Origin of the sequence: Solicola agrisoli (assembly GCF_049059935.1) — a bacterium.
Classification (GTDB): Bacteria; Actinomycetota; Actinomycetes; order Propionibacteriales; family Nocardioidaceae; genus JAURVT01.
Map to the genome: position 1 here is coordinate 21,620 of NZ_JBMGQR010000041.1, position 14,943 is coordinate 36,562.

Consider the following 14,943-nt stretch of genomic DNA (forward strand, 5'->3'; position numbering starts at 1 on the left):
CCTAGTCGTTCGGGGCCGAGGCGACGTCGGCGAGCAGGGTGGAGCGGAGCGGGGTGCGGGCCCAGCGCGCACCGTGGGGCTTGACGGTGATGACGCGGGTGTCGTCGCCCGAGCCGGGCACGCCCGCGCCGACGGGGTCCATCACGTCGGCCTGGCGTCGCTCGAGGCGCACCTCGAGCCAGGCGTCGCTGAGCTGCTCGGCGACGCCGGCGCCCCACTCCACCACGGTGACGGAGTCCTCGAAGGCGGTGTCGAGGTCGAGGTCGTCGAGCTCGGCGACGTCGTCGAGACGGTAGGCGTCGACGTGCACCAGCGGCGGCCCGTCCACCAGCGACGGGTGGTCGCGCGCGATGACGAACGTGGGGGACGTGATGGGGCCGCGCACGCCGAGGCCCTTGGCGATGCCCTGCGTCAGCGTGGTCTTGCCGGCGCCGAGCGCGCCGGACATGACGAGCAGGTCGCCCGGGCGCAGGAGGCCGGCGAGCCGCTCGCCGAACGCGTAGGTGGCCGACGCCGTGTGCATCTCGCGCGCCAGCCAGAGGGTCTTGCCGAACTCGAGCATGTTCCCGTGGGTCTCGACCACGTGGTAGCGCCGGCGGCTCCAGAACTCGACGTTCTCGGGCAGCTCCTCGCGCACCTGCAGCCAGATGCCGTCGACCCCGCGCTCCTCGGCGGTGTCCTCGGCGACGCCGACCATGGCCGAGGCGACGCCGCGGTCCTGGTGGTCGGGGTCGACGCTCACGCGCCGGAAGCCCAGCAGGCCGGGACGGGTCTCGTCGAAGAGCATCGCGCCGATGGGCTCGCCGCGACGCTCCACCAGCAGCCCGCCGGAGGTCGCGATCGCCGCGGCGATCTTCTCGACGCTCTCCTCGGCCGCGGTCGACGGCGGGTCGAGCGGCGGGCGGGCACCGAACGAGCGCCGCACGACGTCGAGGACGGCGGCGGCGTCCGACGGCTGCGCGTCGAGCACGTTGAGGGCGTGGCGGGAGAGGGAAGGCATCAGGTGACCCGGTCGACCAGCTTGATCAGGGCCTCGTTCACCTGGTCGTGCCCCTCGAGCATCATCATGTGGCCCGCGCCCTCGATCGTGACGAGCTCGGCGCCCTCGATCTCCTCGGCGAGCCGGCGACTGTGCTTGTAGACCGTCAGCTGGTCCTTGGTGGCGCCGATGACGACCGTCGTCTCGCCCGACAGCACACCGAGGGCGTCGAAGAGGTCGAGCGAGGTGAAGTTGGGGTAGAAGTCCCAGAACAGGTGCGTGGGCGCGGCCGAGATCATCTCGTCGGTCATGTCGGCGTACTTCTCGGGCGTGTGAGGGCCGACCGCGAACCGCTTGGTGAGCGCGTAGGAGTTGACCTTGCGCGCCTGGTCGACCAGGAACGTCAGCTTCGACAGGCCGTTGACGAGCACCGGCTGGGTGCGGCTGAGCAGACCGCCCCCGCCGACGAGCTCGCCCGCGCTCGTGCCCATGAGGACGACGCCCGCGACCCGCGCCCTGACGACGTCGGGGTACTGCTTGGCGAACGCCATCACCGACATGCCGCCCATCGAGTGGCCCACCAGGACGACGGGCCCGGTGGGCGCGACGGCGTCGAGCACGGCGCGCAGGTCGTGGCCGAGCTGCTCGAGCGTGGCGTGCTGGCGGTCCGAGCGGCCCGACTTGCCGTGCGAGCGCTGGTCGTAGAGCACCAGCCTGTTGCGTCCGCGGAGGGCGGCGCGCTGGTAGTGCCAGCAGTTCAGGTCGAGCACCCAGCCGTGCACGAACACGACGGTGGGCGCGCCGTCCTGCGCCTCGTCGTCGGCCTCGTCGACCTCGACGTTGAGCGAGACGCCGTCGTCGGCCATCACCCGGATGGGGGTGGAGTGCAGGGACCCGAAGGTGGCGGCGTCGCCCCGGCGGGCGCGACGCTTGGTGCGTCCGCGGTCGGACGCGACCTTGGCCGCGGCGGCGGCTCCTGCCGCACCCGCGACCGTCACGCCCACCGCCGCCAGCCCACGCCAGCTCATCAGTGCCATCGCCTGGTTCCTCCTGGTCCGAGAGTCTCAGATCGCCCGGTACGACCGGTGGATCCGACCACCCAGCCTAGTGACGACCTCGTAGCCGATGGTGGCGGCTGCCTCGGCCCAGTCCTCGGCCGACGGCGCGCCGGGCGCGTCACCGAACAGGACGACGTCGTCGCCGCGGCTCGCGTCGTCGTCACCGAGGTCGACGACGAGCTGGTCCATGCAGATCCGCCCGACCACCGGACGCAGGCCCGCGGCGGTGGCGACGTGGGCCCGTCCGGAGGCCCCGCGCAGGAGACCGTCGCCGTAGCCGACGGGCACCAGACCGAGCGTGGTCTCGCGCGGGGCGACCCAGGTGTGGCCGTACGACACCGCGGTGCCGGCGGGCACGCGCTTGACCGACGCCAGCGCCGCGCGCAGCGTCATGACGGGCCGCAGGCCGAGCGACTCCGCGGTGCCGAGCTCGGGCGAGGGCGAGATGCCGTACGACGCGATGCCGACCCGCACGAGGTCGTGGTGGGCCGACGGCAGCGTCAGGGTGGCGGCGGAGTTGGACAGGTGGCGCAACGGGACGTCGAGCCCGGCGTCGGACGCGGTGGCCAGCGCGTCGGCGAACACCTGCTCCTGCGCGGCGTTGGCGGGGTGGCCGGGCTCGTCGGCGCAGGCCAGGTGCGACCAGACGCCCGTGACGTCGACGCTGCCGGCGTCCCGGGCGGCCACGGCGGCGTCGACCAGCCGTGCCCACTCCGCGCCGAACGCGCCGTTGCGGGACAGGCCGGTGTCGACCTTGAGCTGGACGCGGGCGCGACGTCCGGCGCGTCCGGCCCCGTCGACCACCTCGGCGAGCTGGTCGGCCGACGACGCCGTGACCTCGACGTCGGCGCCGACCGCACCGGCGAAGTCGGCGCCGGGGGTGGCGAGCCAGGCCAGGAGCGGTCCGGAGTCGCCGGCGTCGCGCAGGGCTCGGGCCTCGTCGAGGGTGGCGACACCCAGCCACGCGGCGCCGGCCTCGCGGGCGGCGCGCGCGCACTCGACGGCGCCGTGGCCGTACGCGTCGGCCTTGACGACGGCCATCAGCGCGCTGCCCGGTGCGCGGGCGGCGAGCACGCCGAGGTTGGCGCGGTAGGCGTCGAGGTCGACGACCGCCTCGGCCATCGGTGTCTCAGCCACGCCAGTCCCTCACGTCGTGGTCGGCGAGCTCCCCGCGTCGCATCGCGGCGATGACGCGGGGCACGTGGTCGGCGACCAGGTGCGCGGTGATCGGGCCGCCGGGGTTGGCGCGAACGCTCGCGGCGCCGTGCAGGAACGCGGCCAGCGAGCCGGCCGTGCGGGGGTCGGCGCCGGCGGCGAGGAAGGACCCGGCGAGCCCGGCGAGGACGTCGCCGGCACCGGCCGTGGCGAGCCAGGGCGACCCGGTGAGGTTGACGCGCGTGGGCTCGCCCGGGTGCGCGACGAGGGTGCGGGCGCCCTTGAGCAGGACGGTGACGCCCCAGCGCTCGGCGGCGCGGGTGACGTGGGCGAACGGGTCGGCCTCGACCTCGTCGCGCCCGACGTCGAGCATCCGGGCCAGCTCGCCGGCGTGCGGCGTGAGCAGGGCGGGGACGTCGAACGAGTCGGGGACGTGCGCGAGCGCGTCGGCGTCGACCACCAGCGGCGCGCCGTCGGCGAGGGCCAGCGCGAGCCGGTCGGCGACGTCGTCTCCCCCGCCGGGCCCGACCACCCAGGCCTGGACGCGGCCGTGCGGGCCGTCGTCGGGGTGGGCGACCACCTCGGGGCAACGGTCGACGATGCGCGCGCACAGCGCCGCGCTGCCGACGAAGCGCACCATGCCGGCGACGCCCGCCTGGGCGCCGCGGACGCACAGCTGGGCGGCACCGGCGTACTGCTCGGAGCCGGCCGCCACGCCGACGACGCCGCGCGTGTACTTCTGCGCGCCGGGGTCGGTGGCCCCGCCGATCGCGGCGTCGAGCACGTCGGCGTCCGAGGCCTCCAGGGCCTCGAGCAGCGGGGCGGGCAGGTGCGGGTCGAGCCCGATGTCGACCAGCGGCGCGGGCCGGGGGCCGGACGCACGGGCGGCGGGGTCGAGCAGGTGGGCGGGCTTGTGGGTGCCGAAGGTGACGGTGAGGTCGGCCGTCACGTGCTCGCCGTCGAGGGTGCCGCCGTCGACGTCGACCCCGCTCGGCACGTCGACGGCCACGACCGTCGCACCGGACGCCTGCAGCCGCGGCCACCAGGACGCCATCGGCTCGCGCAGGCCGCCGCGTCCGCCGATGCCGACGACGCCGTCCACGACGACGGTCGCGGGCACCGGGCCGTCGACCTGGGTGGCACCGGCGGCCAGCGCGGCGGCCAGGCCCTCGGCGTGGACGCGGTCGGCGTCGGTGGGCAGCACGTCGACGTGCACGCCGAGCCCGGCGAGCACCGCGCCTGCGAACAGGGCGTCGCCACCGTTGTTGCCGGGACCGACGACGACCAGCACCCGCGCGGCGCCGTCACCCTCGACGAGCCGCAGCAAGTGGTCAGCCAGGCCGCGCGACGCGCGCTTCATCAGCTGCCCCTCCGGCACGGTCCGCATCAGCGCCTCCTCGGCGGCGCGGACGTCGTCGACGCGGTGCGCCCGGAGCACGTCAGGACTCCAGGACCACGAAGGCGGACGCGATGCCGCCGTCGTGGGAGATCGACAGGTGGTGGGAGGTCACGCCCAGCTGCGCGGCGCGCTCGGCGATCGTGCCGGCGATGGTGAGCAGCGGCCGTCCGTCGGGGTCGTTGACCACCTCGGCGTCGAGCCAGGCCAGGCCGGCGGGCGCGCCGAGCGCCTTGGCGAGCGCCTCCTTGACGGCGAACCGCCCGGCCAGCGACCCGACGGGCAGGTGCTTCTCGGCGTCGGTGAACAGCCGCTCGGACAGCGCGGGCGTGCGCTCGAGCGACTCGGCGAAGCGGGCGATGTCGACGACGTCGATGCCCACGCCGACGATCATTCGACCGTGACGGACTTGGCGAGGTTGCGGGGCTGGTCGACGTCGTGGCCGAGCTCGTCGGCGAGCGCGGCCGCGAAGACCTGCAGCGGCACGGTGGCCACCAGCGGCTGCAGCAGCGTGGGCACGCGCGGCAGGCGGACGACCTCCGAGGCGTACGCGTCGACCGACGTGTCGCCCTCCTCGACGAGCACGATGGTGCGGGCGCCGCGGGCGCGGATCTCCTGGATGTTGGAGACGACCTTCTCGTGCAGCTGGTCGCGGCCGCGGGGAGGCACGACGACGAAGACCGGCAGGCCGTCGTCGATCAGCGCGATCGGGCCGTGCTTGAGCTCGCCGGCGGCGAAGCCCTCGGCGTGCAGGTAGGCCAGCTCCTTGAGCTTGAGCGCACCCTCGAGCGCCACCGGGTAGCCGGCGTGACGGCCGAGGAACAGCACCGTGCTCTCGGCGGTCATCGAGCGGGCGAGGTCGCGCACCTGGTCGGCGCCGTCGAGCACGCGGCGGATCGCGTCGGGCATCTTCTCGAGGTCGTCCATGACCGCGGCGATCTCGTCGCCGAACTTCACGCCCTGCACCTGCGTCAGGTAGAGCCCGAGCAGGTAGCAGGCGACGACCTGGGTCAGGAACCCCTTGGTGGACGCGACGGCGATCTCGGGGCCGGCGTGGGTGTAGATGACGGCGTCGGACTCGCGCGGGATCGTCGAGCCGTTGGTGTTGCAGATCGCGATCACCTTGGCGCGCTGCTCGCGTGCGTGGCGGATGGCCATCAGGGTGTCCATCGTCTCGCCCGACTGGCTGATCGCGACGACCAGCGTGGAGCGCGACAGGATCGGGTCGCGGTAGCGGAACTCCGAGGCGAGCTCGACCTCGCAGGGGATGCGGGTCCAGTGCTCGATGGCGTACTTGGCCACCATGCCGGCGTACGAGGCGGTGCCGCAGGCGATGATGATGATGCGGTCGATGTCGCGCAGCTCGTCGTCGGACAGGCGCATCTCGTCCAGCTGCAGGCGCCCGTCGGCGGCGTGCCGTCCGAGCAGCGTGTCAGCGACGGCCTGGGGCTGCTCGTCGATCTCCTTGAGCATGAACCAGTCGTAGCCGCCCTTCTCGGCGGCCGAGATGTCCCAGTCGACGTGGAAGTCGGTGGTGGGGGCGGCGGCGCCGTCGAAGTCGGTGACGGTGATCGAGTCGGCGGTGATCTCGACGACCTGGCCCTGTCCGAGCTCGATCGCCTCGCGGGTGTGCTCGATGAACGCCGAGACGTCGGAGGCCAGGAAGTTCTCGCCCTCGCCGCGGCCGACGACCAGCGGCGAGTTGAGCCGCGCGCCGACGACGACGCCGGGCGACTGCGCGTCGCTGACCACGAGGGTGAACGCGCCCTCCAGGCGGCGGCAGACCTGGCGGACGGCGTCGGCCAGGCTCGCGGCGCCGTCCTCGAGCGCGTCGGCGACCAGGTGCGTGACGGTCTCGGTGTCGGTGTCGGACTCCATCTCGTGCCCCCGGGCCTCGAGCTCGGTGCGGAGCTCGGCGAAGTTCTCAATGATGCCGTTGTGCACGACGGCGACGCGGTGCCGGGCGTCGACGTGGGGGTGCGCGTTGCGGTCGTTGGGGGCGCCGTGGGTGGCCCAGCGGGTGTGCCCGATGCCCGTGGTGGACCGCGGCAGCGGGTGCTCGGCGAGGACCTTGTCGAGGTTGGCGAGCTTGCCCGCCTTCTTGGCCGACGCGATCGCGCCGTCGTCGACGACGGCGACGCCGGCGGAGTCGTAGCCGCGGTACTCCAGGCGTCGCAGCCCCCCGACGACGACGTCGACGGCCTGCTGCGACCCGGTGTAGCCCACGATTCCGCACATGGGTGCAGGGTACCGAGAGCGCGCGGCCGTCCCGGCTTTGGGACGATGGTCGACATGTCGCAGACGGACACTCGGATGTCCCCCGCCCACGGAGAGAGCTCGCCGTACGTCGAGCTCGAGCGCGACGCGTGGGCCGGGCTCGCCGGTGACGCACCGCAGCCGCTCAGCGCGGAGGAGATCGAGCGGGTCCGCGGCCTCGGCGACGAGCTCGACCTGGAGGAGGTCCGACAGGTCTACCTGCCCCTGGCGCAGCTGATCAGCATGCGGGTCAGGCTCGCCGGCGCGCTCTACCGGGCGCAGGAGCAGTTCCTGGACCGTCCGCAGCCGCAACGCACCCCGTTCGTCATCGGGATCGCCGGGTCGGTGGCCGTCGGCAAGTCCACCACCGCGCGGCTGCTGCGCGAGCTGCTCTCGCACGGCGACCAGCACAGCCGCGTCGACCTCGTCACCACCGACGGGTTCCTGCACCCCAACGCCGAGCTCGAGCGCCGCGGGCTGCTGGCCCGCAAGGGGTTCCCCGAGTCGTACGACCGCAAGGCGCTGCTGCGCTTCGTCATGGCGGTCAAGTCAGGGCGCGAGGAGGTGTCGGCCCCGATCTACTCCCACCTCACCTACGACGTCACCGACGAGCGCGTCACCCTGCACCGACCCGACGTGGTGCTCGTCGAGGGCCTGAACGTCCTTCAGCCCGCCCGGACCCGCGGCGACGGCCGCCCCGGCCTCGCCGTCAGCGACTTCTTCGACTTCTCCATCTACGTCGACGCCGCCCGCCGCGACATCCGCAGCTGGTACGTCGAGCGGTTCCTGCGCCTGCGCGAGACCGCGTTCCGCGACCCGGCGTCCTACTTCACCCGCTACGGCGCACTGGACGAGGCCCAGGCCCGCGAGCAGGCCCTCACGCTGTGGGACTCCATCAACGGCCCCAACCTCAAGGACAACATCCAGCCCACCCGCGGCCGCGCCACCCTCGTCCTGCGCAAGGACCACGACCACTCCGTCCGCTGGATCCGCCTCCGCAAGCTCTGACCCCCCCGGCCTCCCGCCGCCCCCGGCCCGCCGAGTGGCGCAAACTCGGGGTCGACACGCGTGATTCGGCCCGGATCTGCGCCACTCGCGTCAGGTTTTGCGCCACTCGGCGTCGGCCGCCGGCGGTGACCGGTTTGCGCCGGTCGACGCGGCACCCTGCACCTTGCACCCGCCGGCGGTGCGGCACCCACCACGGCAGGTGGCGGACCCACGACGGACGCCTCGATCGTGGTGGGTCAGCCACCGCCGGACGGACGTGGTGGTGGGTGGGGCACCGCCGGGTCAGTTCAGGTAGGCGATGGACGCGTTGAGCGCCGTCGCGAACAGCACCCACGCGAGGTACGGGACGAACAGGCCGGCCGCGACCTTGGAGACGCGGAGGTTGGCCAGGAGCGTCCAGGCGACGAGGACGTCGAGCACGACGATGACCACGAGCCCGGGCCACAGCAGCTCGGCACCGAAGAAGGTGGGGGTCCAGGCGAGGTTGACGACCAGCTGCACCCACCACAGCCGCAAGGCGGTGGAGGCCTCGGCGGGCTGGGCGTCGCGGCGACGCCAGACGAGCCACGCGGCGACGGCCATCGCGGCGTACAGGACCGTCCAGACCGGGCCGAAGACCGCGTTGGGCGGGTTGAACGGCGGCTTGGCGGCGTCGACGTACCAGCCGTCGACGGCGCCGAGCGTGGCCAGGCTGCCCAGGCCGGCGACGACGAACGTCGCGGCGAGGAAGCCCAGCAGGACCAGGACGGAGCGTCCCTCGCACGCGGGACGGGTGCGGGTGCGGGTGGCTGTCTGCGTCATGACTCCAGGAAACAACGACCCGAAGTAGTTCGCAAATGGAAATACATCGATCCGACGGAGGCCTCCGTCACGTCCACACCGCCTCCTCGTCCAGCTCGCGCCCGATGCCCGCCAGGGCCGCCAGCGCCTCGCGCAGGGCGTCCCACTCACGCTCGCCCAGCCGGGCTCGCCAGGCGTCCTCGACCTCGGCGATCACGGCCTCGCTCGACTCGACCGCCCGCCGGCCGCGGGCCGTGGGGCGCAGGATCCGGGCACGACGGTCCTTCTCGTCGCGCACGGTCTCGAGCAGCCCCTGCTCCTCGAGCGTGTTGGCGAACTCCCCCAGCGCCTGCTTGGTCATGCCCACCCGCTCGGCGAGGTCGGTCACCCGCATCCCCTCGACCGGCGTGAGGCTCATCAGCCGCACCTGGCTCGACCGGAGCCCGCCAAGACCCGCACCACGACGCTCGACGTCGCGGCGCAGACCGTCGAGGGCGTAGCCCAGCAGCGCCAGGATGTGGTCGGGAAGATCGTCCTTGACCGAGATCATCAGGCAACCTTACTATCGCCAGAAGGTAAGGCAACCTGACTACTTGGGATCCCCATGGACCCGTCGACCTCGACCGGACGCACGGGCGGAGCCCGCACCGTGGCCACGCTCCCGACGTCGCCGGACGTGCCGCTCGCGTGGCTGCTCGGCACCGACGAGCAGAACGCAGCAGCCGCCCTCGACGACCTGGTGCTCGAGGCCACCGGACGTCGCCCGTCCAGCGGCTCCACCACCGTCGAGGCGCTGCCGCACGCGATGGGCTCGCCGGCCACCGCCGGGGTGTACCGGGTCCGAGGTCGGCAGGAGGACGGCGGTGACTGGTCGCTGTTCTGCAAGGTGCTCCAGCACGTGCGGCACTGGCCCGGCCTGGCGTACCTGCCGCCGGACGTGGCGTCGCACTTCGCCGACACCTTCCCCTGGCGCTCCGAGCTCGAGCTGTGGGACCCGCGGGTCCAGGCCTCGCTCCCGGACGGCCTGCGCAGCCCGCGTCTGCACCGGGTGGCCGAGCTGCCCGACGACCGGGTCGCGATCTGGCAGGAGGACGTGGCCGAGGCGGACGTCGAGTGGGACGACGCGAGGTACGCCCGCGCCGCGCACCTCCTCGGTCGGTGGAACGCCCGGTCGACCTCGGTCGAGGCGATGGCGGTGAGCGACCTCCCTCCGGGGTTCGCGCTGAGGATGTACGGCGAGCAGGCCGTGCCCGCGCGTGGTCTGGCTCCGCTGGAGGACGACGGCCTGTGGGCGCACCCGTGGCTCGCGGACCACCACGACCTCCGCGAGCGCCTGCGGGTCCTCGGCCGCGACGTCCCGGCGATGCTGGACCGGCTCGACACCTTCGTCCAGGCCCTTCCGCACGGTGACGCGAGCCCGCAGAACCTGCTGGTCCCGGCTGACGACCCCGCGGACCACGTGGTGATCGACCTGTCGTTCCGCAGCCCCCACGCGCTCGGGTTCGACCTCGGCCAGCTGCTCGTCGGGCTCGTGCACTGCGACGCCGTGCCGGCCGCCCGCCTTCCCGGCATCGCGGCGGCCGTCGTGCCGGCCTACGTCGACGGGGTGCGCGCCGAGGGGGTCGCGGCGAGTCCCGACGAGATCGCCGACGGCTTCGCCACCTCGACCCTCCTGCGCAGCGGGTTCGACGGGTTCCTGCTCGACGAGCTCGCCGACGCCCGACCGGACGCCCCACCCTCCCCCTCGTTCACCCAGCGCATCGAGCTCGCCAGGTTCCTCACCGACCTTTACGACTCGCGCCCGCACACCCACCGGCTCCGGAAGGACCTCCCATGAGCACCACCACCTCGCACCGTCCCGTGGCCTCCCGCCCCGCGGTGCCCGGCGGTCTGGCCGCCGCCGTCCTCGGAGCCACCGCCCTGGCCGCGTCCAACGTCTGCTTCGCGATCCTCACCGCCGACGGTGCGGCCCGGGACACCGCCGACTACCTCCGGCTCGTGCAGGGGCGACCGCTCCTCGTCGAGGTCGGAGCCGCGCTCGGGCTGCTGGCCTGTCTCTTCCTGGTGCCGGCGGTGTGGGCGGTGGTGGGCCGGATCGACGAGGGCCGCGCGCGCCTCGCCTCCGTGGGCGGCTGGCTGATGTCGAGCGGATACGTCATGGGCGTCGCCCTCTCGGTCGAGACCCTCCTCGCCCTGTCGGTGTCGGCGTCCGACCTCAGCCCGGCCGGCTTCGTCGACGCCGTCGACCACCGGACCACCGCGGTCGCCACCGGCATGTACGCGGTGTTCGGGATCGGTGCGCTCCTCGGCGGCCTGGTGCTCGGCGTCGCGATGCTGCGCGACCGCGACGTCCCCCGCTGGTGCGGGGTGGCGCTCGTCGCGTCGGAGCCCGTGCGCGTGGCGGGGCTCCTCAGCGGCGTCCACGGCCTGACCGCCGTCGCCTCGCTCCTGATCCTGACGAGCTTCGTGGCCGTCCTGCGACCTCGGCCCTGACGCCGCCCGCTCACAGCGACCGCTGCATCTCCCCGGCCATCTCCACCAGCTCGAACCCCATGGCCGCGTTGACGTCGATCATCGGGCCGTTCACCTCGGCGTTCCAGGTGTGCACCTCGGTGCGGGGCCCGATCGCCGGTGCGGCGACGTGCAGGTTGCGCACCTTCATCGCCAGACCGAGACGGTGCCCGCGGTGGGCCGGGAGGACGAGGGTGTCCCACTGGAACACGCGCAGCAGGTCGCCCGACGGCACCACGAGCCGGGTGTGGCCGGCGAGCGCACCGTCGGGCGCGACGGCCACCGTCGTCACCGCCACCCGTGCCATCGCGTCCAGCTCGGACTCCGCGTGCCGCAGCCGGTCGACGTCGTAGACCTCGGGCTCCCAGGCCATGTCGCCGCTCGGCGCCTCGGCGAGCAGGGCGCCGAGCAGGGCGGCGTACTCCGGCGCCCACGCGTCGGGGCACCGGCCGGTCCAGCTGGACAGCCGGTAGCCACCGGACGGCTCCACCTCGTCGAGCGCGACGGGCAGCGTCAGGACGCGGTGCGCGTCCACCAGGCCGACGGCGAAGCCGTGCGCCTCGAGGAAGCGTCGTCCGCCCGAGGTCTCCTCGCCCACCGGCCAGGACGCGCCGGCGACGGCCGTGCGTCGGCCCTCCCCGCGCGACAGGTCCAGCAGGTGCTCGAGCAGCACCGCGCCGTGCCCGCGTCCGCGGCGCTCCGGCACGACGCCTAGCTCGACCCACGCCAGGTCGGTGTTGTCGGTGTCGGCGAGCGACAGCAGGCCCCACCCGACGGGCTCGCCGCCGGCGTCTCGGGCGAGGAACCGCAGCTCGCGCTCGTAGGGCGAGGTCGACGCCATGCGCACGCGCTTCTCGGTCGCCGTCCACGGGGTGTCCCAGCGGCCGTCCTGCGACCGCGCGTACACGTCGAGCAGCTCCCCGACGGTGGCGGCGTCGTCCGCGCGCACCTCGACGATCGTCGTCACGGCGCGAGGCTACGCGGCAGGACCCTTCGCGGGCACCTGGTTTCGACCGACGCTCAGAGCGCCAGCGCGCTGGCGACGACGCCGGCGAGACGGCCGGCGACCTCGTCGGCGTGCTCGCGGGTGCCGGCCTCGACCATCACGCGGACCAGCGGCTCGGTGCCCGAGGAGCGGAGCAGCACGCGACCGGAGGTGCCGAGCTCGTGCTCGGCCTCGGCGACGGCCGCCAGCACGGCGTGGTCGGTGCCCGCACGGGCCTTGTCGACCCCGGGGACGTTGACGAGCACCTGCGGGAGCCGGGTGACGACCGACGCGAGGTCGGCGATCGTGCGGCCGGTCTCGGCCATGCGGGCCGCGACGTGCAGGGCGGTGAGGACGCCGTCGCCGGTGGTGGCGTGGTCGCTCATGATGACGTGCCCGGACTGCTCGCCGCCCAGGGTGTAGCCGTGGGCGCGCATGGACTCGAGGACGTACCGGTCGCCCACCGCGGTCTGGTCGACGGTGATGCCCGCGCGCTCCATCGCCTGGACGAAGCCGAGGTTGCTCATCACGGTGGCCACCACGGTGTCCTGCGCCAGCCGGCCGCCCTCGTGGGCGGCGACCGCGAGCATCGCGAGGATCTGGTCGCCGTCGACGACCTCGCCAGCCGCGTCGACGGCAAGGCACCGGTCGGCGTCGCCGTCGAAGGCGAACCCGGCGTCGGCACCGTGCGCCACGACGGCGGCCTGGAGGTCCTCCAGGTGCGTCGAGCCGCAGCGCTCGTTGATGTTGAGCCCGTCGGGCTCGGCGTGGAGAGCGACCACCCGGGCGCCCTTGGCGGCGAACACGGCGGGACCGACCTCGAAGGCCGCCCCGTTGGCGCAGTCGAGGACGATCGTCAGGCCCTCGAGCGAGACGGGCGTGGTGAGCGTCAGGTGGCGCACGTACTCGGCGACGGCGGTGTGGCTGTCGCCGACACGACCGACGGCCGCGCCCGTGGGGCGCTGCCAGGGCTCGCGCAGGCGCGACTCGATGGCGTCCTCGACGGCGTCGTCGAGCTTGAGCCCCCCGCGGGCGAGGAACTTGATGCCGTTGTCGGGCATCGCGTTGTGGCTGGCCGAGATCATCACGCCCATGTCGGCCTTCAGCGCCGACGTCAGGTACGCCGCGCCGGGCGTCGGGACGACGCCGAGCCGGTGCACGTCGACGCCCGCCGAGGCCAGGCCCGCGACGACCGCGGCCTCGATGAACTCACCGGAGGCACGCGGGTCGCGGGCGACGACGGCCGTGGGTCGCTGGTCGGCGAACGCCCCGGCCTCGCCGAGGACGTGTGCCGCCGCGACCGCGAGGTCGAGCGTCAGCTCGGCCGTGATGTCGACGTTGGCGACACCACGGGCGCCGTCGGTGCCGAAGATCCTCCCCATAGAGGACCCTCGATCAGCGCTTGGAGTACTGCGGTGCCTTGCGGGCCTTCTTCAGACCGGCCTTCTTGCGCTCCTTGATGCGAGCGTCGCGCGTGAGGAGCCCGGCCTTCTTCAGCGTCGGGCGGTTGGTCTCCTCGTCGATCTCGTTCAGGCAGCGGGCGACACCGAGACGCAGCGCGCCGGCCTGGCCGGTGGGGCCGCCGCCGTGGATGCGCACCAGGATGTCGAAGCGACCCTCGAGGCCGAGCGCCGCGAAGGGCTCGTTGACGATCTGCTGGTGGACCTTGTTGGGGAAGTACGCGTCGAGCGTGCGTCCGTTGACGGTCCACTCACCGCTGCCGGGGACGATGCGCACGCGGGCGATGGCCTCCTTGCGACGGCCGGTGGCCGCGGCGGGGGCGATCACGGCGGGGCGCGACTCGGTGTCGGCGCCCGGCGCGGTCTCGGAGGTGTACGCCACGCCCTGCTCGTCGGTCTGGTAGTCGACCTCGGCGTCGGCGGCGGTGTCGGTGGTGGTCTCGGCCACGGGGTTCCTCACTGGTCCTTGGTGCTGGTGCTCGGGAAGTGACGCTGCGTCACTGGGAGATCTGCGTGATCTCGAACGGCTCGGGCTTCTGCGCGGCGTGCGGGTGCTCGGGGCCGGAGTAGACCTTGAGCTTGCGGATCATCGCGCGGCCCAGGCGGTTCTTCGGCAGCATGCCGGCGACCGACTTCTCGATGGCCTTGCGGGGGTCCTTGGCGAGCAGGTCGCCGTAGGCGATCGTCTTCAGGCCGCCCGGGTAGCCGCTGTGACGGTAGGCCAGCTTGTCGGTGGGCTTGTTGCCCGACAGCGAGACCTTGGAGGCGTTGACGATGACGACGAAGTCGCCGTTGTCGACGTGGGGCGCGAACGTCGGCTTGTGCTTGCCGCGAAGCAGCTGGGCGGTCTGGACGCTCAGGCGTCCGAGAACGACGTCCTGCGCGTCGATGACGTGCCACTTCTGGTCGACGTCGCCGGGCTTCGGGCTGTACGTGCGCACGGGATCTCTACCTTCGGGGTGTCAGGTGGTGTCACATGGAAACGGTGCACCGCGTGCGGCCGACGGACGGCTGCAGCAGGCACGACGTCCCAGGGTAACGGGAGGGCGGCAGGAGGGTCAAAACGACCCCGCTCGCACCCGGGGTGTGCGTGGGCGATGCCGACGCAATAGGTTTGGGGCGGCTGCGCCTCACCACCAGATCGTACGCCCGCCCGGCCCGGCCGACCCCGGCCCGGGATGCTCCGAACCGACACGAGGGAGATCCCGACGTGACCGAGCAGAACCAGACCCTGACCGTCACCGACAACCGGACGGGCGAGACCTACGAGCTCCCCATCACCGACGGGGCGATCCGTGGGTCCGACCTGGCGAAGGTCGGCAAGACCGACGACCAGCCGGGCGTCGCGCTGTACG

15 protein-coding genes are annotated in these 14,943 nt (G+C 73.4%); 3 read left to right on the top strand and 12 right to left on the bottom strand.

What is annotated here, in order from left to right; all coding sequences use genetic code 11:
• Nucleotide 1 precedes the first annotated feature (1 nt).
• From tsaE to glmS, 6 genes are read right to left on the bottom strand one after another with little or no spacing between them, the layout of a single operon-like run.
• Complete coding sequence (gene tsaE / locus ACI6PP_RS14565; protein ID WP_421112324.1) at nt 2-1,000, bottom strand: tRNA (adenosine(37)-N6)-threonylcarbamoyltransferase complex ATPase subunit type 1 TsaE; 999 nt, start codon at nt 998-1,000, stop codon at nt 2-4.
• Entirely contained in the window at nt 1,000-2,016 is a 1,017-nt protein-coding gene (locus ACI6PP_RS14570; RefSeq protein WP_421112325.1) for an alpha/beta fold hydrolase, read from the bottom strand. Before ACI6PP_RS14570 ends, tsaE begins: the two co-directional genes overlap by 1 nt.
• A 27-nt stretch (nt 2,017-2,043) precedes the next feature.
• Nucleotides 2,044-3,174, bottom strand: coding sequence for an alanine racemase (alr, locus tag ACI6PP_RS14575; protein WP_421112326.1), 1,131 nt, complete (start codon nt 3,172-3,174; stop codon nt 2,044-2,046).
• Nucleotides 3,167-4,630, bottom strand: coding sequence for an NAD(P)H-hydrate dehydratase (locus tag ACI6PP_RS14580; RefSeq protein WP_421112327.1), 1,464 nt, complete (start codon nt 4,628-4,630; stop codon nt 3,167-3,169). Before ACI6PP_RS14580 ends, alr begins: the two co-directional genes overlap by 8 nt.
• 1 nt (nt 4,631) lies before the next feature.
• Entirely contained in the window at nt 4,632-4,982 is a 351-nt protein-coding gene (locus tag ACI6PP_RS14585) for a holo-ACP synthase (protein WP_421112328.1), read from the bottom strand.
• Nucleotides 4,979-6,826, bottom strand: a complete 1,848-nt coding sequence (glmS, locus tag ACI6PP_RS14590) for a glutamine--fructose-6-phosphate transaminase (isomerizing) (protein WP_421112329.1) — start codon at nt 6,824-6,826, stop codon at nt 4,979-4,981. Before glmS ends, ACI6PP_RS14585 begins: the two co-directional genes overlap by 4 nt.
• Before the next feature lie 54 nt (nt 6,827-6,880).
• On the opposite strand from glmS, the gene coaA reads away from it, so the two are divergent.
• A complete protein-coding gene (gene coaA / locus ACI6PP_RS14595; protein ID WP_421112330.1) occupies nt 6,881-7,852 on the top strand; it encodes a type I pantothenate kinase in 972 nt (323 codons plus the stop codon).
• Nucleotides 7,853-8,134: 282 nt separating this feature from the next.
• Here coaA and ACI6PP_RS14600 read toward each other — a convergent pair whose 3' ends face one another.
• Nucleotides 8,135-8,653, bottom strand: a complete 519-nt coding sequence (locus ACI6PP_RS14600; protein WP_421112331.1) for a TspO/MBR family protein — start codon at nt 8,651-8,653, stop codon at nt 8,135-8,137.
• A 67-nt stretch (nt 8,654-8,720) separates the two neighbouring features.
• Nucleotides 8,721-9,182: a MarR family winged helix-turn-helix transcriptional regulator gene (locus ACI6PP_RS14605; protein ID WP_421112332.1), complete on the bottom strand. Its 462-nt coding sequence runs from the start codon at nt 9,180-9,182 to the stop codon at nt 8,721-8,723.
• A gap of 54 nt (nt 9,183-9,236) precedes the next feature.
• Between ACI6PP_RS14605 and ACI6PP_RS14610 the strand changes: the two genes are divergently transcribed.
• Both ACI6PP_RS14610 and ACI6PP_RS14615 read left to right on the top strand, forming a co-directional pair.
• Nucleotides 9,237-10,469 (top strand): hypothetical protein, encoded by a 1,233-nt coding sequence (locus ACI6PP_RS14610; protein WP_421112333.1) that lies wholly within the window; start codon nt 9,237-9,239, stop codon nt 10,467-10,469.
• A complete protein-coding gene (locus ACI6PP_RS14615; RefSeq protein WP_421112334.1) occupies nt 10,466-11,125 on the top strand; it encodes a hypothetical protein in 660 nt (219 codons plus the stop codon). The genes ACI6PP_RS14610 and ACI6PP_RS14615 overlap by 4 nt, the downstream gene beginning before the upstream one ends.
• Before the next feature lie 10 nt (nt 11,126-11,135).
• On the opposite strand, the gene ACI6PP_RS14620 is transcribed toward ACI6PP_RS14615, so the two are convergent.
• The 4 genes from ACI6PP_RS14620 to rplM form a co-directional block, all read right to left on the bottom strand.
• Nucleotides 11,136-12,110 carry a GNAT family N-acetyltransferase gene (locus ACI6PP_RS14620; RefSeq protein ID WP_421112335.1) on the bottom strand — a complete coding sequence of 325 codons (975 nt, stop codon included), beginning with the start codon at nt 12,108-12,110 and terminating at the stop codon, nt 11,136-11,138.
• 53 nt (nt 12,111-12,163) lie between these two features.
• On the bottom strand, nt 12,164-13,510 hold the full coding sequence (gene glmM / locus ACI6PP_RS14625; RefSeq protein ID WP_421112336.1) for a phosphoglucosamine mutase: 1,347 nt from the start codon (nt 13,508-13,510) through the stop codon (nt 12,164-12,166).
• A gap of 13 nt (nt 13,511-13,523) precedes the next feature.
• Nucleotides 13,524-13,970 (bottom strand): 30S ribosomal protein S9, encoded by a 447-nt coding sequence (rpsI, locus tag ACI6PP_RS14630; protein ID WP_421112338.1) that lies wholly within the window; start codon nt 13,968-13,970, stop codon nt 13,524-13,526.
• A 115-nt stretch (nt 13,971-14,085) separates the two neighbouring features.
• Nucleotides 14,086-14,529, bottom strand: a complete 444-nt coding sequence (gene rplM / locus ACI6PP_RS14635; RefSeq protein ID WP_421112337.1) for a 50S ribosomal protein L13 — start codon at nt 14,527-14,529, stop codon at nt 14,086-14,088.
• Nucleotides 14,530-14,943 lie beyond the last annotated feature (414 nt).

What these genes read in the sequence shown, in the direction of transcription:
- tsaE (WP_421112324.1), bottom strand. Translation starts at nt 1,000, where the DNA reads ATGCCTTCCCTCTCCCGCCACGCCCTCAACGTGCTCGACGCGCAGCCG.
- ACI6PP_RS14570 (WP_421112325.1), bottom strand. Translation starts at nt 2,016, where the DNA reads ATGGCACTGATGAGCTGGCGTGGGCTGGCGGCGGTGGGCGTGACGGTC.
- ACI6PP_RS14585 (WP_421112328.1), bottom strand. Translation starts at nt 4,982, where the DNA reads ATGATCGTCGGCGTGGGCATCGACGTCGTCGACATCGCCCGCTTCGCC.
- glmS (WP_421112329.1), bottom strand. Translation starts at nt 6,826, where the DNA reads ATGTGCGGAATCGTGGGCTACACCGGGTCGCAGCAGGCCGTCGACGTC.
- coaA (WP_421112330.1), top strand. Translation starts at nt 6,881, where the DNA reads ATGTCGCAGACGGACACTCGGATGTCCCCCGCCCACGGAGAGAGCTCG.
- ACI6PP_RS14600 (WP_421112331.1), bottom strand. Translation starts at nt 8,653, where the DNA reads ATGACGCAGACAGCCACCCGCACCCGCACCCGTCCCGCGTGCGAGGGA.
- ACI6PP_RS14605 (WP_421112332.1), bottom strand. Translation starts at nt 9,182, where the DNA reads ATGATCTCGGTCAAGGACGATCTTCCCGACCACATCCTGGCGCTGCTG.
- ACI6PP_RS14610 (WP_421112333.1), top strand. Translation starts at nt 9,237, where the DNA reads ATGGACCCGTCGACCTCGACCGGACGCACGGGCGGAGCCCGCACCGTG.
- ACI6PP_RS14615 (WP_421112334.1), top strand. Translation starts at nt 10,466, where the DNA reads ATGAGCACCACCACCTCGCACCGTCCCGTGGCCTCCCGCCCCGCGGTG.
- glmM (WP_421112336.1), bottom strand. Translation starts at nt 13,510, where the DNA reads ATGGGGAGGATCTTCGGCACCGACGGCGCCCGTGGTGTCGCCAACGTC.